Consider the following 22,332-nt stretch of genomic DNA (forward strand, 5'->3'; position numbering starts at 1 on the left):
AAAATAGATCAATTCAATTAAGGGGGAAGTTGAATGATTAAGAAATGGATGAAGGGCTCTGCAATTGTTTTCACGACTGCGGCAATGCTTCTGACAGGCTGTTCCTCATCAACTGGAACAAAAGACACAAACGCCGTAAGCAATGAGGGGAGCAAAACGGACCCCGTCACGATTAAGGTTCGTACGTGGTACAACCTTGAAAACGAGAAATTCGATGTAGTGAAGAGGGAATTCGAGAAACAGTATCCAAACATCAAAGTTGATTTCATATCCGCGGGGGATAACAATTCTAACGAACACGTGAAAAAAGTGGATTTGGCCGCAGCTTCAGACGAGGACATGGACGTCATCATGTTCTCCTCACCCGCTCATTATGTACAGCGGATCGAAGTTGGGATGTTAGAGCCGCTTGATGATTATTTGAACAAAGAGGAGATCGAATTTGACGACGAATATGCCGTCAATACGCAAGTGAATGACAAGTATTATGGTCTGCCAGGAAAATCAGTGAATTTCTTCGTAGCTATCAACGAAGACCATTTGAAGGAAGCTGGGCTGCCGCTTCCGACGGATTGGACTTGGGACGAATATCTGGAATATGCCAAGAAAATGACCAAACAGGATGGCGAGAAAAAACACTATGGCACCTACTTCCATACCTGGACTAATCCGTTTGCGATGCTCGGATTAGTTAGCAATACAGAAAACGGCTACTTGGTCACAGATGATAACAAATCTGCGAACATTATGAATCCGGCTATGCGTAAGTCGCTGGAAATTCGCTTGCAAGCAGAGAAGGATAAATCGGCGACGCCTTACGCCGAGGTGCTTAGCCAAAAGATGAACTATCGTCCGCAATATTTCACGCAAGCTGCAAGTATGATAGCGACAGGCACGTTCTTTATTCCCGAAGTAGGTGGAACGGAAAAAGTGCCTGCTACGTTCAAAACGGTTTTCGCACCGTATCCGAAAGTAAATAAAGAAGACCCTATGAATGCAACGATCTCATCTGATTATGTCACCATGTACAGCAAGTCGAAGCATAAAGAGGAAGCCTATACGTTCATCCGCTGGTTTACCACGGAAGGGCTTATGGTTCAGGGGCGAAATATTCCATCCTGGAAAAAGGCTAATATGGAAGAAGTGCTGGATAAGATCATTGCTGCGACAGCTAACCCTGAAATGATTGACAAGGAATCCGTGTTGAACTTTTTGAAAAATAGCGTGATGATCCCAGCGAAAAACCCGCCAGCTTATTCGGCGGAAGTTGAAAAAGTGATGCAAGAAGAGTTTGATCGCATGATGCTTCAAGGACAGGATATCGATAAGACAATGAATGCAGCACAAGAAAGAATTCAAAAGGTGATTGATTCCAACCAATAACCGATTGATTTCATCTAGTCGAATATAGAAGATGCCAGGGGCGAAAAGGTGATTCTTACCGCGTGATGCAGGGAATGGCCTTTTCGTTCTTTTAGAAATGACTTATCGACAAGCTGTCGAATTTTGCGCAAATTATTTCTCAAAGAGAAAAATTATTGCCCTGTATTCGAATGTAGTCCTCCCTATAATGAAACCATAGACGAACAACATGAGGTGATCAAATTGGAACAAGTGCTGCATGAAACCGGAACCGCGAGAAACAAGGTTCCACTAAAAAAACGAAAGAAATTTTTGCAGGACACGTTAGCCGGGTATTTGTTTATCGCGCCAATGCTAATTACGGCCACTGTGCTCACGATCATTCCGATTATACTATCCGGGATAATCAGTTTTACCGATTGGAACTTTATTGCGGGCTTAAGCAATATCAAATTTATTGGATTAGATAACTATACAAAAATGGCTTCGGATGAAAATTTTATCCGGTCATTAACCAACAATTTTGTTTTGATTCTAGTGATACCCGTCTCCTTATTCATCTCATTAGCTCTGGCGGTGCTCATCAATAAAGCAACTTACTTTAAAAGTGTTTTTAAAGTCATTTATTTCATGCCTTTTATATCTAGCTTTGTTGCCGTAGCCGTTCTGTGGCGGGTTTTATTCCATCCAAGCAGCGGACCCATAAACGGATTCCTGATGTCGCTTGGAATTGATCATCCGCCGGCTTGGCTGGCAGATCCGAACTTTGCTCTTATATCCGTCATGATTATTATGGTGTGGGCGGGGATAGGTTTTGAAATGATTATCTTCATGGCCGGACTGCAAAACATTCCGGTAGACCTGTATGAAGCAGCTGACATCGATGGGGCTACGAAAATTCGGCAATTTTTCACAGTTACGATACCTCTTTTATCGCCAACGACATTCTTCCTGCTCATTACCGGCATTGTCGGTTCCTTTAAAGTGTTTGATCTGATTATGATCTTAACGAATGGCGGGCCTGCGGGATCGACGTCCGTTATCGTGTTCTACTTATATGAAGTCGCTTTCATTCAATTGAAATCCGGCTATGCGTCGGCGATTGGCATCGCACTTCTTCTCTTAATTCTGGCAATCACCGTCGTGCAATGGATCGGCCAGAAGAAATGGGTAAATTACTAGGGGGATTCCTATGAGCTCGTTACGTGTTAGCCGTATAATCATTACTTTATTAATGAGTGCCGGAGGAATCATGTTCGTCATGCCATTCCTGTGGATGCTCTCCGCTTCCTTCAAGCCGGAGCTTGATGTGCTATCGTATCCTATTCAATGGATTCCGAAAAATTGGAATATTGTTGAAAATTACCGGGAAGTTTGGTTTGGTGCGCTGCCTTTTAGTTTGTACTATTGGAACACGATCAAGATTACCCTACTGACAACCGTATTTTCTCTAACCATATCAGCAATGGCTGCTTACGGATTTTCAAAAATTTCATTCAAGGGGCGCGATTTGCTGTTCATCGTTATTCTCGCGACATTCATGATTCCGAGTCAAGCGATCTTAGTGCCACAATTTATTATGTACCGTTGGTTAGGCCTATTTGACAGTCATACCGGCTTAGTATTATTAAGTGGTTCCTCCGTGATCGGGACTTTCCTGCTTAGACAATTTTATATGAGTATTCATAACGAAATTATCGAGTCGGCGCGCATAGACGGTGCCAACCATTGGACCATCTTTGTTCGAATTACGCTACCGTTAGTAAAATCTGCTTTGGCTACCGTAATGATTCTGCGTTTTATATGGACATGGAACGATTATCAGAATCCGTTGATTTTCCTGCGGTCAGATCATTTGTTTACGCTTCAGTTAGGGATGACGAAGTTTTCCGACGTGAATGGAGAGTTTTATTCGCTCATGATGGCAGGTGCCGTATCTGCAATCCTACCATTGCTGATCATCTTCATCTTCGGTCAAAAACATGTTATAGAGGGTGTGGCTTCAGGCAGCGTCAAAGGATAGAAAAGAGAAACCAGGGGGAAACGACATGATTAAGAAATGGATGACGAGTTCGACCATCGTATTTATCGCTGCGGTATTATTTTTGGCAGGCTGTTCCTCATCAACGGGAACGAAAGAAACAAATGCCGGGACCGATAAAGACAAGAATGCAAAACAGGTCACGATTAAGGTTCACACCTGGTACAATCTAAAAGCTGAAAAATTCGATATCGTGAAGCAGGCGTTCGAGAAACAGTACCCGAACATCAAAGTCGAATTCGTATCGGCAGGAGATAACAATGCCACCGAACAAGTGAAAAAAGTCGATTTGGCCGCAGCTTCGGGTGAAGACATGGACGTCATCATGTTCTCACAACCTTCTTTTTACGTGCAGCGGGTCGAGCTCGGCATGATCGAGCCGCTTGATGATTATTTGAACAAAGAGGGAATCAAATTTGAGGATGAATACAGTGTCAATACGCAAGAGAACGGCAGAATCTACGGTCTGCCAGGAAAATCGGTAAATTTGCTCGTTGCGATTAACGAAGACCATCTTAAGGAAGCTGGGCTGCCGATTCCGACAGATTGGACGTGGGACGAGTATCTCGACTATGCCAAGAAAATGACAAAACTCGGCGACGGGAAAAAAAGGTATGGAACGTATTTCCATAGCTGGACTAATCCGTATGCCATGATTGGACTCGTGAACCAACCCCAAAACGCCTACCTTGTCACGGACGATGGCAAATCGGCCAATATTATGAATCCGAATATGCTTAAATCGCTGGAAGTGCGTTTGCAAGCAGAGAAGGACAAATCGGCAACCCCTTACACCGAGGTGGTTAGCCAAAAGCTGAACTATCGTCCGCAGTATTTCAATGAAGACGCGAGTATGATCATGACAGGAACGTTCTTCCTTCCCGAGACTGGGGGCACAGAAAAAGTGCCGGCTACGTTCAAAACGGTATTTGCGCCATATCCAAAAGTAAATAAAGAAGATCCGATCACGACTTCCGTATCAGCAGATATATTGACGATGTACAGTAAGTCCAAGCATAAAGAGGAAGCGTATACGTTCATCCGTTGGTTTACAACAAATGGGCTCGTGGAGCAGGGCAGAAATATTCCATCCTGGAAAAAAGCCAATATGGAAGATGTTTTAGATAAAATTATCGCTGCAACGTCTAGCCCTGAAATGATTGACAAGGAATCGGCGTTGAACTTTTTGAAAAACAGCGTGATGGTACCCGTCGTAAATCCACCAGCCTACTCAGCTGAAGTAGAGAAAATGATGCAGGAAGAATTCGATAAAATGATGCTTCAAGGCCAAGACATCGAAAAAACGATGAATTCGGCGCAGGGGAGAATTCAAAAACTGATTGATTCGAATCAATAATCGCTCCCATGTAAATATACAACCTAGAGGACATTTTATTGAAAGATAAAAGTGAATAGTTAACTAAGCTGGAGCAGCCTTTACGGTGCTCTAGCTTTCGTCAGTTTATAGGGAAAGGAGAACGTGGAATGAAAATCAACTTCTTGAGAAAGCTGTCGCTAAGACAAAAACTGATCGCGACATCCATGGCTTGTTTGATGGTTCCTACGCTTATTATGCTGTATAACACGAGCTTGTTTTCTCAACAAATCATTCGCGAACAAGCATTGAACAGCGCGAATCAGTCGTTAACAATTATTCAATACCAAATTCACGGCATTATCGAAGAAATGGTTGAAGTATCGAATAGAGTTCAATTCAATGATGAGCTAAAGATGTTACTTCGAAGTCCGGAAGAACCGTTAAACACCATGTCAATTACAGCTCTGCTTGAACAGATGGCGAACGCCCGGCCAGATATCCGCCTCACTTTGCTCACAAAGGATGGACGTTATTACTCCAACTATTCGTATTACGAGTTTGATCCTGCCTCTTTCCGCAAGCTGCCATGGTTCGAGAGCTTATCTGGATTATCGCCGTTCGAAACGATGTATATGGGCGTACAACCCAATTATTTGAAATTTCAGGCCGAGGAAGATCCGTATGTGATCATGACAGCACGCGCATTGACAGACTATTCCGCAGAGCCGTTCGCCTATTTAATTGTTAGCCGCTCGGAAAATACGGTTAGCGATATGATCGATAACCTGTCTGAAGACATCTATTTATTGGATCAGAATCAACGGATTCTGTCCTTCCGCGACGATCGTTATATCGGCAAAAATTTCAGCAGCCTGGTGTCGACAAGGACAGGCGCTTCACCTGAAATGATGAACATAGCAGGAGAAAATCAAATTTATGTATCGATGCCCGTACAATACGCCGATTGGTCATTGGTTAGCTTGGTCCCCTACGAGCAATTAACAGACAAAGTAAACCGGATATACCGATCAGGACTGCTGCTGCAAATCTTGTTTGCAACGGGTTTTCTGCTTTTCCTCACCTATTTACTCCGGAAATTTACCAAACCAATCAAAATTTTAGGTGATGTAGCGCTCAAGGTAGAGTCGGGTGATATGCAAATCCGATCTAATGTGAGGGCAGGGGATGAAGTAGGCCGACTTGGCAAATCTTTTGATCATATGCTTGACCGCATCTCGGAGATGATTGAACAAATAAAGTTGGAGCAAGAGCTTAAGAGACAAGCGGAGCTTGCGATGCTGCAGGTACAGATAAATCCGCATTTCTTATTTAATGTACTAAGTTCGATTCGATTAAAGCTGCTTCTCAAGGGTGATGATGAGAATGCCGAGCTGGTCGGATCGTTATCTTCGTTGCTGCGGGTTACTCTCTCCTCCCAGCAGGAGTTTGTTCCTTTACTGACCGAAATCGAAATAACCCAGCAGTATATGGAGTTGATGAACTTTTCTTTGCGGCATCAGATCGAGTCCACGATCGAAATCAATGCGGAGCTGCATATGGAAACCATTCCAAGATTTATTCTCCAGCCTATTATCGAGAATTGCTATAAGCACGGTTTTTCAAGGCGAGGCGGTATCATTTCTATCCGTGTGGAAAAGATCGAAGAAGCCTTATACATCACGATTAAAGATAATGGCGCCGGTATGAGCGTTGACACATTGGAACGCATAAATGTGGGGTTAAAGCGCAGTAAGCTGCAAATCATGGAGAGAAATGATCGAAACGAAGGAACCCTGGCGGGGATCGGGCTGACGAATGTGTATGATCGGCTAAAATTAATATATGGCGACTATTTTCAGATGATAATGGAAAGCGAATATCAAAAAGGGACGACGGTTCTATTCATTTTCCCCGCTACCATAATGGAGGAAAACCAAAATGTATAAAGTAATCATTGCAGATGATCACATGCCGGTTCTTGAATATTTGAGAGCCAAGCTCCCATGGGAAGAGCTGGGATTAGAACTATTAGCAGCTTGTTCGGATGGGGAAGAAGCACTCCAAGCATGCAAGAGCCAACCGCCTGATATCTTAATCACGGATATCGGGATGCCAATCATGAATGGTTTAGAGTTAATTGAAGAAGCGCGCAAACTAAATCCCGGTCTCAAGACGGTCATTTTGTCCTGCCATGAAGAATTTCATTTTGCGCAGCAAGCTGTAAAACTGAATGTAAATGATTATATTTTGAAAGAAACGATGCGCATTGAACAGTTATCGGACATTGTAAACCAGCTCATTGTGCAGCTTGAAAAAGAAAAAGCGATACAAAACGATCATCAGAAGCTGCAAGCCATCGTCTCGCATGGTCTCTCATCGCTAAAAACAACATTTTTGCAATCGCTGATCGACCAGCCTTTATGGGATGAGAAGGAGTGGGAGCAGAGAGCCAAGAGTTTGGGCATTCATCTAACGGCTGGCGGCCGCTATTTGCCTGTGCTTTGCAAACTTGAGCGTTTCCCGGATTTAGAGGATCGTTTTGGAGGAGCGCATCAGATCCGTTTTGTTGCGGAAAACGCTTTGATCGAATCTGTTCAAATGGCTGATCCTATCGTATTGACCCTGAATGAAAGGACTTTTTACATTCTATATCCTTTCCCGAAGTCAATTAAAGTAAATTCAAAGGGTATGATAATCGACGATTTGCTGATGGTCCAAAAAAAGTTCCTTCGCAGCTTGAAAATCGGGGTCTCTTTTTATTTGGGCGAAGCCTTTGATTCAATGACAACGTTGAAGAAGCAGATTAGATTACTGTTAAATACCAAGACGTTCCGCTTCTATTCGGGGGAGCACCGTATTCTAAATGTACAGCCGATGGAGTCGACGGAGGAAGAACTATTTGTACACTATATCGATGCAGTAAATGATATCAGAAAGGGTTTACAATCGGACGATGCTGAGCTTCTGAAGAGCATGGTCGGAAAATGGTTGAAGCATATTGAATCGAAGAGGTATCCCGTAGATTCTGTGCGCGGTTGGTTGCTGAAAATCGTGTCTGACATGGAGTTGAAGTACTCTGTCATGCATCATTTTTTGACTAATTACAGTGCTGAATTGCTGCAGCAAAAAATTTATGCCATGGATACGTTGGACCATCTTGGAGATTGGTTATATCACTTTCTGGTTGATAAGATGGACTCGGTCAGCGTGAGCAAGGATCAATCCATTCGTAAAGAAATCGCGGAAGCGCAAAGATATGTGCGCATGCATTTAAACGAGAAAATCGGTATGGATGAAATGGCCAGAAGATTAAATCTAAATCCTACACACTTTAGCCGTATTTTCAAAAAAGAAACCGGTGAAACCTTTGTCGAATTCGTTACCAAAAGAAAAATGGAGAAGGCTCAAGAGCTGCTGGATAAATCCAATCAAACGATTGAGCAAATCTCGCAAGAGCTTGCATATGACAATTCCAGTTACTTCAATAAGTTATTTCGTGCATTCTCCGGCATGTCACCAAATGAATACCGTAAAAATATTTAGAATGGGATTCCTTTATCGATTGCCTGCGTTAACTTCAGCTGCTTAGCCACAATAGATGAATAAACGTCGTCAATGGCAGGGGGATTTATCACTCCCGTTCTTTTCTTTTCGAATAATTGTGTATGGCTTCGATCAACAACGAGTAATTGAAATCCGGCCAACTCTTCTCCGTAAACCATAATTCAGCGTACGCGGCCTGCCACAAAAGGAAGTTGCTAAGCCGCTTTTCACCGCTTGTCCGAATGATTAAATCGACAGGTGGATAATCGGAGGTAGCGATCATTTTCTCAAATTGTTCGTCAAATGTATGCGGATCTGCGCCGCTTGCGATGAGCTGTTTTGCAGCTTGAAGGATTTCTGTTCGGCCTCCGTAATTTAGAGCCATATTCAGAAGCATACCTGTGTTATTCTTCGTTATTTCACAAGTTCTCTTAATTACATCCACCGTATGAGCAGGGAACGAGCTGATGTCACCTATATAAGTTACTTTTACATTTTTTTGATTCAGCTCGTCAATGGTATGATTCTGAAAATATTTGATAGGCAGCTGCAATAAATAGTCAACCTCGGCTTTTGGCCTTCTCCAGTTCTCCGTAGAAAACGCATATAAGGTTAAGCAGCTAAGCTTTAGCGAAATGGATTTTTTTATTATTTTCTGCATCGTTTTCATCCCATAAAAGTGTCCAACGTTTCTTGGAAGTCCTTTACGTGTCGCCCATCTTCCATTTCCGTCCATAATGATAGCGATATGCTTTGGAAAATACTTATAACGATCCTGCTTGAAAAATAGATGTGACCACAGCATGACTTTCCTCCTCAAGCAAGTTAATAATCTTTATAATCGAGACACGACCCATAATATCAAGTATGCTGCTGGGACGAGTAATAATTGTGCTAGCAATGTACCCATCACACGAGACAACATGAGTAGTCCAAATACTTTGGTTAAGGCAGCGCTCTTTTTCTCTCCCTTTAGCACTTTATCTGTCAATAAACCGACTTCAGGATCAATGAGGAGTGCAAGCAATATCGTTGCTATCCCATTGATTAGTCCAGAAGATTGAGAGGCGGTAATCGCATGTTCGGTGGTAATGGAAGAAGCGAGCAAAGCAGCCAGCACACCAATCGTATAGACCGCTGTTACGATAATGTTTAGTAGAAACAATCGTTTTGGAATGCCGCCGATTCTCATTCGCGCCAGCATTTCCAGCTTTGGGAGACGGAAGTGTGCACGCGTGTTTTTAATTTTCTCAATAGTTACGGTCGTTCGCAGCAATCCTGGGATAGAGCCTGCTACCTCCAAATGGGTAATGACTCGTCTTGCCAGCATGACCGCGGTTGGGAATGCAAGCATAGCAGCAATCGTTCCGAGTGATGCGCTAAAGATAATCATTCGAAACTGCTCGATCAGAGAATACTCCATAGAGGTTTTCGCAGAATCAATGAGCTTTCCCATAAGTGGTGCTTGCACCATGTTGGCTGTACGTGATACGAGCAGGATAATGCCGGTTAATGATATAGCGACAGCTATTTTCCCTAGACGCACGCCTGCCAATCGAAGGGAGTAGGTGATCGTTTCTGCAAAATGAATAATGAACGTAAAGCTGCTAACCAGAATGATCTGTTCTAGCATCGCAGCACCTCTTTTCCTTATGGAGATAGGTAGGATTCTACTAACATTAAAAAGGAAATAACAAAATTAAAAAAGAGAAAGTAAATAACCAAGTTTTTCTTATTTTATGATAAAAGAAGCATTCTCATCTCTCAGCTAGCAAAATATTAATTGTGAAAAATGATAAACTCAGACTCTATCGAATCATTAACAAAGATCGTAAAAAAGAGAGCGCTTTATTGACAAACTACGGGTAATCGAATAAGATTCACCTATCTGAAAGGTAAAAAGGATGATAGAAATGATACAGAAAGTTAAGAAGCAAAATGTTCATGAGTTGGTCTCTGAAGAGATTCAAAAATACATCGAGGTGAAAGGTTTGCAGGAGGGCGACAAGCTGCCTTCTGCTGAAGAGCTGACCAAATTATTAGGCGTAGGACGCTCCTCTTTGCGCGAAGCACTGAGGTATCTTGAAGCTATTGATATTGTCAAAGTTGTTAACGGAAAAGGTATTTTTGTCAATGATTCTGATTCATATCGCTATAGCGGCAAGGTAAAGATAGAGAACGAGAAGAAGTTTCTCCTTCATATTTTAGACGTGCGCAGAGCTTTGGAAGGAAAGGCCGTAGAGCTGGCTGCGATAAGAATTAGCGATGAAAAAATTGAAAAGATGCGCTTGTGCTTGGTAGAGTACGATGAGTGCAAACGCAGAGGTCTGGATACTTCAGCAATTGATTATACTTTTCACCAGTATATTTATGATGCTGCGGCGAATCCGCTGCTTCACAGCGTGTATGAATCCATCTCTGAATTAATCAAACGTTTCTTTGCTGGCCCGTTCGGCGTTAAGGAATTATTCGATAATACTTATCCGTTTCATCGCACGTTATTTGATGGCATAGCTAAACATGATGTTCATCATGCATTAGCTGAATTTAACAAAATGATGGATATAATCGAGGAAACGATCCGTCATTATTAATAAAATTAGTTATTGACAAGTTGAAAGTGCTTACATTATATTTAACCTATCATACAGGTAGATAGTATGACACTATGTCTCTAGGGGGATTCATATGTTTGGTAAACCAATGAAAACATGGATGTTATCCGCTTTGACGGCTGTTATGGTTTTTACTCTGACCACAGCTTGCAGCTCTTCAAATGATGGGAAAAAGCCCGAAAGTGGAAGCACAGAGAAAGTAATTACGCTTCGCATGATTGAAAGCTTGACCAGCCCGAGTCGTACAGCATTGATTAAAGAAAGTATTGACAAATTCATGGCCGAGAACAAGAATATCAAGGTTGAATTAATCTCTCCACCGTTTGATCAGGCTGATAACAAAATCAGAACGATGTTGGCCGCCAAACAACCGCTAGACGTTTTGGAAGTACGCGATCTTAACGTTGCAGAATTCGTAAATAATAAATACGTAGAGCCGTTGAACGATTATACAGGCTCATGGAGCGACTTTGGTACGGTAACTGCTGTTGCCAAATCCGTTGCTTCCGTCAAGGATAAGCTCTACTTTATACCGAATGGATTGTATCAACGCCAATTATTTTACCGTGCTGATTGGTTGAAGGAAGCGGGCATCAATGCTCCAGCTACCTACGAAGAATTAGTTAATGCATCAGTTAAGCTGACGGATGCTGCGAAGAACCGTTACGGCTTCTCATTCCGCGGCGGTCCTGGTGCTAATGGAGTTCCGGATGCCATCATTCAGGCATACAACTCAGAGAAGATCAATGTTGAGGATGCTATGTTCCTGAAGGATGGCGGAACGATCTACTCTTCTCCAGAAGCTAAAACGGCATTGGATCTGTATGTGAAGCTATACAAAGAAGGATCACCTCCAGACTCTATCAACTGGGGCTTCCAAGAGCAAGTACAGGCATTTACTTCTGGTGTAACCGCATTCCTTCTGCAAGATCCTGACGTTATTCAAGTATTGAATGAGAACATGCAAGAAGGTACATGGGCAACAGCTCCAATGCCTACTGGTCCAGCAAGCAAAGCGATGATTTCTGCTGGTGGCGCAGGATGGGGTATAACTTCCCACTCCGAAAATAAAGAAGCTGCTTGGAAATTGATCACGTTCTTGTCCTCGCCTGAGGAGAACACTAAGCTCTCCAAGAGTCATGGGACTGTGCCGATCCACTCCTCCGCTACTGAGGATGAGTTTTTCCAAAACGGGCCATATAAGACTTTACTCGATATGACGAATAAGCCGGATACTTTCATAAATTTCAAGCCGCCATTCGAATATCCTGCTAATGGACAATGGGGTACCGTAGCTATGGAAAGCGGTCAGGCGATGCTGCTAGGTAAAACTTCGGTCGAAGATACGTTAACGAAGTGGAACGAATACTGGGACAAGGCGAAAGCGGACCTAAACAAATAAACTGAAAAATGGTGATGGGTAGCTCATTAGCTGCCCATCGCATTTTCTAATCAAGGGCGGTGAATGCATTGAGAAAGCAGCGAACGTATATTATGCTCAGCTTGCTACCAGCTTTGGTGTTGCTGCTGATATTTACGTTTTATCCATTTCTGCAAGGGGTAGTCATGGCGTTTCAGAACTATGTTCTGTTCGATTTGACGAATGTTCGGTTTATCGGATTCCAGAATTTCGTAACCGCTTTCCAGGATGCCAAGTTTCTCAAAGCAATGACGAATAGCGCGTACTGGGTGTTTTTCTCCTTAACGTTTCAATTTATAATTGGCCTCTCGCTTGCACTTATCTTGCGCAAACCGTTTAGGGGCAGAGGGATATATCAAGGGTTTATCTTTTACTCTTGGGCTTTGTCTGGTTTCTTAATCGGCTTGATTTGGAAATGGATGTTCAACTCGCAGATGGGCGTTATTAATGATATCTTGTTGCGTACGGGTCTCATTGATACTAGAATCGGCTTTCTCTCCGATCCAGACTGGGCGATGTCTTCGGTAATTATCGCAAATGTATGGTACGGTATCGCGTTTTTTGCAATCATGCTGCTTGCAGCACTTCAATCGGTTCCAGCAGATTTGTATGAAGCAGCAGAAATGGATGGAGCGGGGAGCATTCGCAAGTTTGTCAATGTGACCTTTCCTTTTATCCTTCCTACGATTATCGCAACGACTTTGCTAAGGGCTATTTGGATCTTCAATGACCCAACGATTATTTATGGTTTGACTAACGGCGGTCCTGCAGGAACCACGCATATACTATCCTCTCTAATGCTGGATAAAATTATATACGGCGGGGACTACGGGATGGCATCTGCAATCGGCGTTACGATGATAGCGATTCTAATTCTGTACACGATTTTCTATTTGTTTGTGACCAAGTCGGAAAAGGTGGGTGATTTTTAAGATGAAGCCACGCATACTGACCGGTCTGAAGGTGTTGTATTTAGCGCTGCATTTTGTAATCATGGTATTTCCTTTATATTGGATTGTCATTACTTCACTTAAGCCGCAAAAAGACATTTTCTCTTTCCCGCTTCAATATTGGCCGAAGCAATTCACATGGGATAACTATATCCAGATTTTTAAAATATCCAAATTTCATGTTTACATCGGCAACAGCTTATTGGTGGCCGTACTCGCTGCCACTATAGTTATTTTCATAGCGACTCTAAGCGCATATGTAATGGCCCGCTTTCAGTTCAGAGGGCATAAACAAATTATGATGGCGTTTTTCATTACGCAAATGCTTCCAGGATTTATCGCACTGGCACCATTGTACTTACTGATGGCGGACTTGGATTTGATTAATAAACGGATGTCATTAATCATCTGCTATACGGTTATGCTCATTCCATTCTCTACAATTATGCTTCGAGGCTTTTTCCAGCGTGTTCCAAGCAGTCTAGAGGAGGCAGCCATGATTGATGGTTGTTCGCGTCTGACCGCATTGTTAAGAGTCATCATTCCGGTCATGCTCCCGGGGATTGCTTCGACCTTCATCTTTGCATTTGTACAAAACTGGAATGAGTTGTTCATGGCTGTCATGTTTATCGATGACGAGGCATTGAAGACGCTGCCAGTAGCTATGAATTCCTTCGTGATGAAATTCGATGTGGATTGGGGGGCGATGTCGGCTGGAACGGTGTTATCGGTTATTCCTACCGTCATATTGTTCGCTTTTGCCCAGCGGTTCATCGTAGAGGGTTTAACACAGGGAGCAGAAAAAGGATAATAAATTTATGGAATGGATAGAGGGAACCGACATGATGGAGAGAAAAGAATTGGATAATCAACTGCATACAAAAGTCTCTCACGATCAGGTAGATATGAAACATTATGGTGCAGTAACGATACCGATCTATCAAAACAGCTTATTTACATTCGAGAATCATGAAACCTTCGATAACGCGATGCAAGATGTATTAGCCGCAAACGTATATTCCCGAGGCAACAATCCAACGGTAAAATATTTGGAAAGCAAAATCGCCGATTTGGAAGGCGGCGAGCAATCGCGCTGCTTCGCATCCGGTATGGCAGCCATTTCAGGAACCTTGCATGCGCTGCTTAGTTCAGGCGATCATGTCATCTGCGTTGAGCAGGCTTATGGGCCGACACGAGAATTTCTGAACGAAATGTCGTTAAGGTATCAGGTGGAAGTAACTTTTGTAGATGGTAGTTTGCTCTCCGATTTCGAGGATGCATTGCAGCCAAATACAAGGATTATATACGTGGAAAGCCCTACTTCAGGCCTCTTCCAGCTGCAGGATCTTGAAGGAATAGCTCAACTTGCCAAGAAGGCAGGAGTCATAACAATGATTGACAGCAGCTGGGCAACGCCATGCTTTCAACGGCCGCTGACAATGGGTATCGATCTTGTGCTGCATTCGATGACTAAGTTTTTTTCGGGTCATAGTGATTGTTTAGGCGGGGTAGTAACAGGACGGGCTTCGCTAATTAATCAAATAGAGAACAAAGGGTATATGCTGTTAGGTGGGATTATGACAGCTCATACAGCGTCGTTAATGATTCGTGGTTTACGTACGCTTCCGCTTCGAATGGAGCGGCACCAGAAGAGCGGCATGATCATTGCGGAATATTTGGAGAAGCATCCAATGGTCAATCGAGTAAACCATCCAGGCCTCCGTTCTCATCCACAGCATGATTTGGCGCAAAAACAATTGGACGGATACAGCAGCTTGTTCTCTTTTGAAACAAAGCTTCCCGTCGCCGTCATGAAGAAATGGGCTGATGCGCTTCACTATTTCCGAATTGCTGTCAGCTGGGGTGGTTATGAGAGTCTCGTTACGGTAAATACGACGCCAGAGCGAAGAAACCCGGACGGAACCAACCCTTCAGTAGTCAGATTGTACATTGGGATGGAAGATCCGCATACGCTGATTGATGATATGGAGAGAGCATGGGAGCTAGTGAAGGTGTAGGGTAATAGATGGTGTAGACCACTTCCTCGGAAGTGGTCTTTTTTTGTGTTGGTGGGGTTGAGCGGAGGGAGAGCCGAGGTTTCGAGCAGTCTTAACGGACATTAGTTCCGTTAAATTATAATCCAACGGGGTTCATTTCAATACGACTAGTCTCATTCGTCGAGTTTTATTTGACGATATGGCTATCAACCACTACTTTTATTTTGACGGCGTGGTAGTTCTCTTTCCAAATCTTCTCGTTCCAATCTCTTGAATGAGCTCTGACGTAATTGCCTAAGCCCAGTGGATCTACTTGCAATTGTTGAAATTTCTTTGCTAACGCTTCACACTCTGCCTGGAGCTGATTATTCATCACAATGTCCATTTCTTTAGGACTCATTCGCGAGTGTTGTGCTTCATTCGATTCTAATCTTTTGCCGGTTATACGGATGTAAAGCGTCATTTCTCTATTATCATTCGAATATTTGTAGCGCAGTTTAGTTCTCAGGTTGCGAATCGAGATTTCATCTTGATCTTTCAGCCTTACCTTAAAAAAGCTCGTACGGGTATGCTGTTGTTTCATCCAGCTATAAGGAATCATTTCGGTTAACGACATTTTTCCGACATAAACAGCATCTTTTAATAATGCAATTCCGGTTAAGCTTACTCTATCGTTGATTAAATCAATGATGGGCATGACAGGATCCATTCCTTCGCCCTTGAGTTCATACATGAATTGATGAAGATTCATCCGCGGCAGGCCGAATGTATTAATATTGTTCTCGATGACTTGGCAGAGATACCTACCGAGTGGCTGATTGGTGTGAGGATATTTATTACGGAAAATTTCGTCAGCTTTACCTGTTGTCATGGCTAGAGACATCCTGCCGGTAAGCAGAGGATCCTGAGAAAAGATTTCGGTGAAATCCTGAATACCTAATTGGATAATCGGTTTGCTGAAGAGTAGAATATTGAGCTTGCTGTTCGAGATATATTGATCACTATTGTGGTTCATATTCATCAGGACACTTTTGAGGTTATTCCCTTTATCGGTGAATAACTGATTGACAACGGTATGATTAATTTGAAAGGTAGGGACGCTTATCGTTATTTTATACAGATCCTCCTTAACATCTCCGCGCTTTTTCTCCATAGCCGTTTCGTCTGCTAGATCTATAGCGGTTCCCAGAGAAATATAGATATCCTCTACAATTTCCTTCCTCACGGAGCAGCCAGTCAATAAACAGCTTGCAAGCAAAAGTATACACCATCTCATTGATCACACGGCTCCTTTAAACCGGGATAGAAGGGCGAGTATCGGCACGTAAACGAAAATAAGCGCAAACCCGAAATAACTGGCGATCCGATAAATCGCCATGACTTGTTGCGAATCTTTGAAAGCTAAACTACCTGCAAGGACTAGAATGAGGAAAATAGGCAGCGTTTTTCTTTTTGAAACATTAAACTGCAATTTAGTGGATTGAATAGCCATCCAAACAAACATAGCAAGCAAAGGGACGAGTCTGAATATTTGAAAGGAAGCGCCGATAAATTCAACACGCTCCATGAAAGGAAGCTCAACAAATTTAAAAAGCGTTAAGATCGGCCAGTACTCTTCCTTCAATTGTCCTAAGCTATAGAACATCATCGAAAATATAAAAGCCATCAAATAAATGACCATGGTGACTGTATTTCCCCACTGGGACCATACTTGCGCCTTTTTTCCATTCTTAATGAAGGGATAAAAGATCAGCAGCGCCTCGATACCAAGGTAACCGGGCAGCATGCTCCAGGTAGCCTCGAACAATTCTGTGAAGCTATGTGACCAAACAGGCAGCAGATTCGATAGATGGTAATAAGGCATTAGAATGGCATAAATGACAATAAGCGCAATGGAGGCTTGAGCAAATAAGAAAAATCCGACAATGACGCGAAATCCACCAGCAACTATATAGTAGGCTAATAATAACAACAGAAAGATGAGGACACCTACTTGCAGATCTGGAAAAATCCAAATTTTTATAATCTCCGCATACAATCGCACACTCATCGCACTTATGATTAAGAAATTGATAATTAAAACGATGTTGAAACCACCGCCAATCAGGCTGCCAAACATACGCTTGTTTATAGAAATGAGATCGGTCTGTTGACGATTTAATAAGGAGTACATAAACCAAATTCCAATATGCATAAAGATAGCTGCCAAAATAATAGCGATCCAAGCATCTTGACCGACAAGGATGGCCAACCTACGTTGAAAGCTTAAATAATCGAGACCTGCTTGCGCGCCAAAAGCTAAATAAAAAGCGGATGAAGGCGGAATGGTCATATGATCTGGCACTTTATAATCCGTCTTCATCCTCATACGTCTCCTTACTCGTCAATGTCATTCAAAGGCTCCAGTTTACTCTTTTTACTCTTAAACAATGGACGGTTAACGGTGGCCCGGGTTGTAAAGTTGTTTAAAGGTGCTCTAATAATGGAATCTACCCAATCCTGCGGTCGAAGCGGATAATAAGGCTGTAGGAACGGAGTGCCTAATGACTTTAAACGCAATAAGTGAGTTAGCAAAAAACATGCGCAAATCAGTATGCCCACAAGTCCAAACATGGAAGCGGCAATAATAAATGGATACCGCAGCACACGAATGGTATTGCTCATATGAAATATAGGAACAGTGAACGAGGATAAGGCAGACAGTGCGACCAAGATCAGCAATATATTACTTGTTAAAGCAGCTTGGACGGCAGCCGTACCGAGTACGATACCGCCTACAATACCGATGGTTTGTCCAATTTTGGACGGCAACCTAGCTCCGGCTTCCCTCAATAATTCAATACTGAGTTCCATGAAAATGACCTCCATAAAAGGGGGGAAGGGAAGATTGATTCTAGATGAAATAATGGGCTCTAACAGCAGAGTTGGAATCAGATGATAATGGTAGGTCAAAACCGCAATGTACATCGGTGTTACTAAAATAGAAAAGAGAATGGCAAAAATTCGTAATATACGAAAAAACGAACCGATATGCCAAGGCAAGTAATAGTCCTCGTACGCAACGAGAAATTGGCCTAACGTTGCTGGACCCGAAAAGGCTTGTGATGATCCTTCCGCAATAACGGCGATGCCACCGGCCGATAAAATATGAACCAATCGATCGGGCCTCTCCGTTTCGATAAATTGAGGGAACAATGAATATTTATTATCTTCCATCAACTGAGTCATACTCGTACTATCTGTAATTACATCTGTATTAATGCTGTTCAGACGTTTAACCATACTCGTGATATTAATGGGATTAGCTAGGTCTTCTATGTACATTACGACACATCGCGTTTGAGTTACATGGCCGATCGTATACTCTTCTACCCTAAGCTGTGTAAGGGGGAGCCTTCTACGGATGAGCATGATGTTCGTATCCAAGGATTCAATAAATGCTTCTTTTGGTCCGATGACACTAAATTCAATTTCAGGAGCCTCAATGGAGCGGGCATCCGTTTGAATCACTTGGAGGGCGATACATGCATCTTCTTCAAGGGTGGAAATCATTAAATAACCGATTAGAAGTTTCTTGGTCATCTCCTCGTAATCGGTTAGAATAGATCGGTCAGAGAAAGGCAGTGCCTCATAGCTTTTCTGGATGCCTTCACCCTTTAGCCGATGTAAAGCTGGAAAAATATATTGGTTTAAGTTGTTCATATTAACTAACGTTTTATAATAACAAATGTAATAAGTCGATGTAGGAGTCTCATAGGTAAGGCTGACAAAATCAGTTGATTTGGAATGGAATTCAACAGCTTGATCATACAACTTACCCACAAATGACACTCCTTTCATTATCGTCCCATAGTTTGTCCGAAAGGGCATGAAATATGTGCCAATATAAACGATAATACTTGGATTACACTGATGCATCTTCCGGCACAATTACCTGAATATGACGCGGTATACTGCTTAGTTGGATGGGCAAGGAAGGTCCTTCTTCGCCATCTACGTTGGTCTTTACGGATTCAGACGAGCTTACTCTTACATTTTTTGCTGTAAAGTAAACCACATCTTTATGATTCTTAAAGTTGCCGAACAGTAAAGACAAGCTGGCTGTAATGGTATTGAATATATTAAGATCCTTTATAATGAAGCAGTGAAGCAGGCCATCGTCAACAGCCGCATCGGGCGCTAGTTTTTCAAAACCGCCTGCTGAGTTGGTTAGAGCGGCGAGAAAGAGCGGGGATTCTCCTTCCCATGTCTCTCCATCATAACGAATGCAAAGGGGATGGGTGGGCTGTTGTATAAGTTCTTTAATCCCTTCTTTTAAGTAGGCTAAAGAGCCAAACCTGGACTTATCGTCTGACGATACGGAAGAGAGTGATTCAGCAAATGAGCCTACGGCAACTGTGTTGACGAACAACTGGTCATTTAATCGGCCTAAATCTGCTATTTTCACTCGGGTAGAAGAGAGGGTTTGGATCGCTTTTTCGGGATTCAGTGGAATTTGTAATGCGCGAGCAAAATCATTAACTGTTCCAAGAGGAACTACCCCAAGCATCGGAAGATGATCCTGATTGATGAGTCCATTAATCGTTTCGTGAAGCGTGCCATCTCCTCCGATAGAAACGACTAAATCATAACGATGCTCACAGGCAGTGATACAAAACTGGGTTGCGTCCCGTTCCTTTGCCGTCTCCTTGACCGTAACTTCGTACCTTTGATCAGTCAAAATTTCTTCCACGTTTCCGACATAGTTGAGTGCCTCTTCTTTACCGGAGGTAGGATTCATAATAATCATCGCTTTTTTCATAAATAGGTTCCTCTCTATTTGAAGGCCGTTTCTATTAGAGTACATTTGATTTTACTTACTAATACCCTGTGGAGTTAGTCGTTAATCTTAAAGTTTGGAATATAACAAAGTAAAACGGAATAGGTTGAGAGTCGCCCCAACACATTGTGGGCGGCTCTTTTTTTAGTGAAAACCACCGAGGTTCACTCTCCGTTCACAAGCTTATGCTATGCTCTCCCATGTAAGTCGAGAGTAGGTTATCAAAAAAATATGCTGAATGTTGGAGGCTTGTCATGTCATCGGTGATGAAGAAAATAGGTTGCAAAATGATTTTACTGACGTTACTGGTCGCTGTTGCGGGAGCGAGCTTATTCGGAGCACAGATGTCGGTATCAGCAGCACAATCCAGTTCTACAGTATCAAACGCTAAACCAGATAGAGAGGCGCATTCTTTGAACGAAGCTTCTGGGCTAACGGCTTTCATTGATGGTATTATGAAAGTGCATATGGACAATTTCAAAATTCCAGGCGCGGTCATCTCGATCGTCAAGGATGGTGAGCTCCTCCTCGCTAAGGGGTATGGTCACTCCAACCTCGAAGAAGGTCAGCTGGCCAACCCGGAGACGGATCTGTTTCGAATCGCGTCAACAACGAAGCTGTTCACATGGACCGCAGTGATGCAACTTGTCGAGCAAGGCAAGATTGATCTGGATAAGGACGTTAACACCTATTTGAAAACCGTGAAAATACCGAAAACCTATTCGGAGCCGATTACGATGCGTCATCTGATGACCCATACCGCTGGGTTTGAGGAAGGGGGCGTCGGCTATCAAATTACTACGGATCCCAAAAAACTACCGGTGTCGATTTCAGAGACGCTTGCTAAGCATATGCCGGCACGAGTAAGGCCTCCAGGCGAGATGTTGTCTTATTCTAACTACGGCGCGGCAATAGCAGGATTAATCGTCGAGGAAGTTAGCGGCACTTCTTATAATGACTATATACAGAAACATATTTTCGATCCGCTCGATATGAAATACGCTGCTGTTCAAGAACCTATTCCTGCCTCATTAGAACCTTTTGCTATACCGGGTTATGTTAGGGAGAACGGCGCATATGTAGCCAAGCCTCCTACGTTTGAGGGGGGATTTCGACCTGCGGGATCAGCTGCAGTCTCGGCGATCGATATGGCGCACTTCATGATCGCTCATCTTCAGAATGGACGTTACGGAGAAAAGCAAATTCTGAAGCCAGAGACCGCCTTCTTGATGCAAACGCCAGCTTTCCAGTTCCATAAGAGTTTACCAGCAATGGGTCTTGGTTTTTACGAGCTGAATATGAACGGAACACGGGTTATCTCCCATGGCGGGGCAGACTTGCAGTTTAATACGGAGCTCTATCTTGTTCCCGATAAGAAAATTGGTATTTTTGTATCCTACAACGGCGGTGATGGCGCATTAGCAGCGGATGGGCTTGCAAAAGCCTTTTTAGAACGCTATTTCCCAGTAGAGGAAGTCAGCCTGCCTCTAATATCTACTGAACTTGAAAATTCGGTGCAGAAATATGCTGGTTCCTATCAATTTACTCGCCGTAATCATACAGATATTGATAAGTTTTACAGTTTTATGACCAAGATCAGCATCGCAGCTTCCGATAACCGGCTATTCATTGGGAGTGGAGCCGAACAGCAAGTATTTGAACCGATCGGACCTGATGTATTTCAACAGGTAGGCGGAACCGAACGGATCGGATTCCGCACCGACGAATCAGGAAAGGTCACTCATTTGCTCCTTGATTTCCTTCCGTCGATGCCGCTTGAACGCACGCAGCTGCTGGATCAAACGACGTTTTGGTTTCCTTTGCTTGGAATCTCAGCCGTTCTATTCATCACCGTATTAACGGGTTTCTTTTATCGCAGACGCGAAATCAACGTGATGCCAAAAGCGCAAAAGTGGGCAGTTCGGCTGTCAGTGGCCACCGCCGTTTGGGCACTGGCAACCTGCGTTGCGACGCTCGTTGTGGTGATGAATATGGATTTGCTGGTTCGACTCAGCCGCATCACGCAATCGTTAAATCTCTATCTTTTTATGCCGATCATACTAGTCGGTTTGACACTAGCGATGATCGTTATGAGCGTTCTAGCATGGAAAAACAAATATTGGACGGTGCTGAAGCGCGTGCATTTCACGCTCGTTGCACTTTCTGCAGGGATATTGAGTTTGTTTTTCTATTATTGGAATCTACTCGGATGGCAATTTGGTTGAACAATGTATCCGCCCATTTGGGAGGAACAAGCTAAGATTGGA

At 43.1% G+C, this 22,332-nt stretch carries 18 protein-coding genes; 12 read left to right on the forward strand and 6 right to left on the reverse strand.

Annotation, left to right across the window (positions count from 1 at the left end; genetic code table 11):
* Positions 1–33 precede the first annotated feature (33 nt).
* The 6 genes from AC787_RS26215 to AC787_RS26240 all read left to right on the forward strand — a co-directional run bounded on the left by AC787_RS26215 (position 34) and on the right by AC787_RS26240 (position 8,264).
* Positions 34–1,383, forward strand: coding sequence for an ABC transporter substrate-binding protein (locus tag AC787_RS26215; protein ID WP_054027892.1), 1,350 nt, complete (start codon positions 34–36; stop codon positions 1,381–1,383).
* Between the two features lie 222 nt (positions 1,384–1,605).
* Entirely contained in the window at positions 1,606–2,544 is a 939-nt protein-coding gene (locus AC787_RS26220) for a carbohydrate ABC transporter permease (protein ID WP_235561123.1), read from the forward strand.
* A gap of 10 nt (positions 2,545–2,554) precedes the next feature.
* Complete coding sequence (locus AC787_RS26225) at positions 2,555–3,385, forward strand: carbohydrate ABC transporter permease (protein ID WP_054027893.1); 831 nt, start codon at positions 2,555–2,557, stop codon at positions 3,383–3,385.
* A 25-nt stretch (positions 3,386–3,410) separates the two neighbouring features.
* Positions 3,411–4,760, forward strand: coding sequence for an ABC transporter substrate-binding protein (locus AC787_RS26230; protein ID WP_054027894.1), 1,350 nt, complete (start codon positions 3,411–3,413; stop codon positions 4,758–4,760).
* 128 nt (positions 4,761–4,888) lie between these two features.
* The gene (locus AC787_RS26235) at positions 4,889–6,667 is read left to right on the forward strand and encodes a sensor histidine kinase (RefSeq protein WP_054027895.1); all 1,779 of its coding nucleotides are present in this window, start codon (positions 4,889–4,891) and stop codon (positions 6,665–6,667) included.
* Positions 6,660–8,264, forward strand: coding sequence for a helix-turn-helix domain-containing protein (locus tag AC787_RS26240; RefSeq protein WP_054027896.1), 1,605 nt, complete (start codon positions 6,660–6,662; stop codon positions 8,262–8,264). The genes AC787_RS26235 and AC787_RS26240 overlap by 8 nt, the downstream gene beginning before the upstream one ends.
* A gap of 88 nt (positions 8,265–8,352) precedes the next feature.
* On the opposite strand, the gene uppS is transcribed toward AC787_RS26240, so the two are convergent.
* A complete protein-coding gene (gene uppS / locus AC787_RS26245) occupies positions 8,353–9,069 on the reverse strand; it encodes a polyprenyl diphosphate synthase (RefSeq protein ID WP_054027897.1) in 717 nt (238 codons plus the stop codon).
* A gap of 30 nt (positions 9,070–9,099) precedes the next feature.
* Positions 9,100–9,897 carry a lipid II flippase Amj family protein gene (locus AC787_RS26250; RefSeq protein ID WP_054027898.1) on the reverse strand — a complete coding sequence of 266 codons (798 nt, stop codon included), beginning with the start codon at positions 9,895–9,897 and terminating at the stop codon, positions 9,100–9,102.
* A 280-nt stretch (positions 9,898–10,177) separates the two neighbouring features.
* Between AC787_RS26250 and AC787_RS26255 the strand changes: the two genes are divergently transcribed.
* From AC787_RS26255 to AC787_RS26275, 5 genes are all read left to right on the forward strand, one after another.
* A complete protein-coding gene (locus AC787_RS26255; protein ID WP_054027899.1) occupies positions 10,178–10,858 on the forward strand; it encodes a FadR/GntR family transcriptional regulator in 681 nt (226 codons plus the stop codon).
* 94 nt (positions 10,859–10,952) lie between these two features.
* The gene (locus AC787_RS26260; protein WP_152970753.1) at positions 10,953–12,281 is read left to right on the forward strand and encodes an ABC transporter substrate-binding protein; all 1,329 of its coding nucleotides are present in this window, start codon (positions 10,953–10,955) and stop codon (positions 12,279–12,281) included.
* A 59-nt stretch (positions 12,282–12,340) separates the two neighbouring features.
* The gene (locus AC787_RS26265) at positions 12,341–13,231 is read left to right on the forward strand and encodes a carbohydrate ABC transporter permease (RefSeq protein WP_235561124.1); all 891 of its coding nucleotides are present in this window, start codon (positions 12,341–12,343) and stop codon (positions 13,229–13,231) included.
* A 1-nt stretch (position 13,232) separates the two neighbouring features.
* Positions 13,233–14,060, forward strand: a complete 828-nt coding sequence (locus AC787_RS26270; RefSeq protein ID WP_054027900.1) for a carbohydrate ABC transporter permease — start codon at positions 13,233–13,235, stop codon at positions 14,058–14,060.
* A 7-nt stretch (positions 14,061–14,067) separates the two neighbouring features.
* Complete coding sequence (locus AC787_RS26275; RefSeq protein ID WP_235561125.1) at positions 14,068–15,267, forward strand: trans-sulfuration enzyme family protein; 1,200 nt, start codon at positions 14,068–14,070, stop codon at positions 15,265–15,267.
* 166 nt (positions 15,268–15,433) lie between these two features.
* Here the strand turns inward: AC787_RS26275 and AC787_RS26280 are convergent, their stop codons facing one another.
* The 4 genes from AC787_RS26280 to AC787_RS26295 all read right to left on the reverse strand — a co-directional run bounded on the left by AC787_RS26280 (position 15,434) and on the right by AC787_RS26295 (position 20,047).
* The gene (locus tag AC787_RS26280) at positions 15,434–16,522 is read right to left on the reverse strand and encodes a Ger(x)C family spore germination protein (protein ID WP_054027901.1); all 1,089 of its coding nucleotides are present in this window, start codon (positions 16,520–16,522) and stop codon (positions 15,434–15,436) included.
* A 3-nt stretch (positions 16,523–16,525) separates the two neighbouring features.
* Positions 16,526–17,608, reverse strand: a complete 1,083-nt coding sequence (locus AC787_RS26285) for a GerAB/ArcD/ProY family transporter (protein WP_054027902.1) — start codon at positions 17,606–17,608, stop codon at positions 16,526–16,528.
* A gap of 14 nt (positions 17,609–17,622) precedes the next feature.
* On the reverse strand, positions 17,623–19,068 hold the full coding sequence (locus tag AC787_RS26290; RefSeq protein ID WP_054027903.1) for a spore germination protein: 1,446 nt from the start codon (positions 19,066–19,068) through the stop codon (positions 17,623–17,625).
* A gap of 82 nt (positions 19,069–19,150) precedes the next feature.
* On the reverse strand, positions 19,151–20,047 hold the full coding sequence (locus AC787_RS26295; protein ID WP_054027904.1) for a diacylglycerol/lipid kinase family protein: 897 nt from the start codon (positions 20,045–20,047) through the stop codon (positions 19,151–19,153).
* Between the two features lie 272 nt (positions 20,048–20,319).
* Here AC787_RS26295 and AC787_RS26300 point away from each other — a divergent pair, with 272 nt between their 5' ends.
* Positions 20,320–22,290, forward strand: coding sequence for a serine hydrolase domain-containing protein (locus AC787_RS26300; RefSeq protein ID WP_054027905.1), 1,971 nt, complete (start codon positions 20,320–20,322; stop codon positions 22,288–22,290).
* Positions 22,291–22,332 lie beyond the last annotated feature (42 nt).

It is taken from the genome of Bacillus sp. FJAT-28004 (assembly GCF_001280845.1).
GTDB lineage: Bacteria > Bacillota > Bacilli > Paenibacillales > Paenibacillaceae > Pristimantibacillus.

Bases quoted from the DNA above. Each gene is read 5' to 3' on its own strand.
- AC787_RS26215 (WP_054027892.1), top strand. From the start codon at position 34: ATGATTAAGAAATGGATGAAGGGCTCTGCAATTGTTTTCACGACTGCG.
- AC787_RS26225 (WP_054027893.1), top strand. From the start codon at position 2,555: ATGAGCTCGTTACGTGTTAGCCGTATAATCATTACTTTATTAATGAGT.
- AC787_RS26230 (WP_054027894.1), top strand. From the start codon at position 3,411: ATGATTAAGAAATGGATGACGAGTTCGACCATCGTATTTATCGCTGCG.
- AC787_RS26235 (WP_054027895.1), top strand. From the start codon at position 4,889: ATGAAAATCAACTTCTTGAGAAAGCTGTCGCTAAGACAAAAACTGATC.
- AC787_RS26240 (WP_054027896.1), top strand. From the start codon at position 6,660: ATGTATAAAGTAATCATTGCAGATGATCACATGCCGGTTCTTGAATAT.
- uppS (WP_054027897.1), bottom strand. From the start codon at position 9,069: ATGCTGTGGTCACATCTATTTTTCAAGCAGGATCGTTATAAGTATTTT.
- AC787_RS26250 (WP_054027898.1), bottom strand. From the start codon at position 9,897: ATGCTAGAACAGATCATTCTGGTTAGCAGCTTTACGTTCATTATTCAT.
- AC787_RS26255 (WP_054027899.1), top strand. From the start codon at position 10,178: ATGATACAGAAAGTTAAGAAGCAAAATGTTCATGAGTTGGTCTCTGAA.
- AC787_RS26260 (WP_152970753.1), top strand. From the start codon at position 10,953: ATGTTTGGTAAACCAATGAAAACATGGATGTTATCCGCTTTGACGGCT.
- AC787_RS26270 (WP_054027900.1), top strand. From the start codon at position 13,233: ATGAAGCCACGCATACTGACCGGTCTGAAGGTGTTGTATTTAGCGCTG.
- AC787_RS26275 (WP_235561125.1), top strand. From the start codon at position 14,068: ATGGAATGGATAGAGGGAACCGACATGATGGAGAGAAAAGAATTGGAT.
- AC787_RS26280 (WP_054027901.1), bottom strand. From the start codon at position 16,522: ATGAGATGGTGTATACTTTTGCTTGCAAGCTGTTTATTGACTGGCTGC.
- AC787_RS26285 (WP_054027902.1), bottom strand. From the start codon at position 17,608: ATGAAGACGGATTATAAAGTGCCAGATCATATGACCATTCCGCCTTCA.
- AC787_RS26295 (WP_054027904.1), bottom strand. From the start codon at position 20,047: ATGAAAAAAGCGATGATTATTATGAATCCTACCTCCGGTAAAGAAGAG.
- AC787_RS26300 (WP_054027905.1), top strand. From the start codon at position 20,320: ATGTCATCGGTGATGAAGAAAATAGGTTGCAAAATGATTTTACTGACG.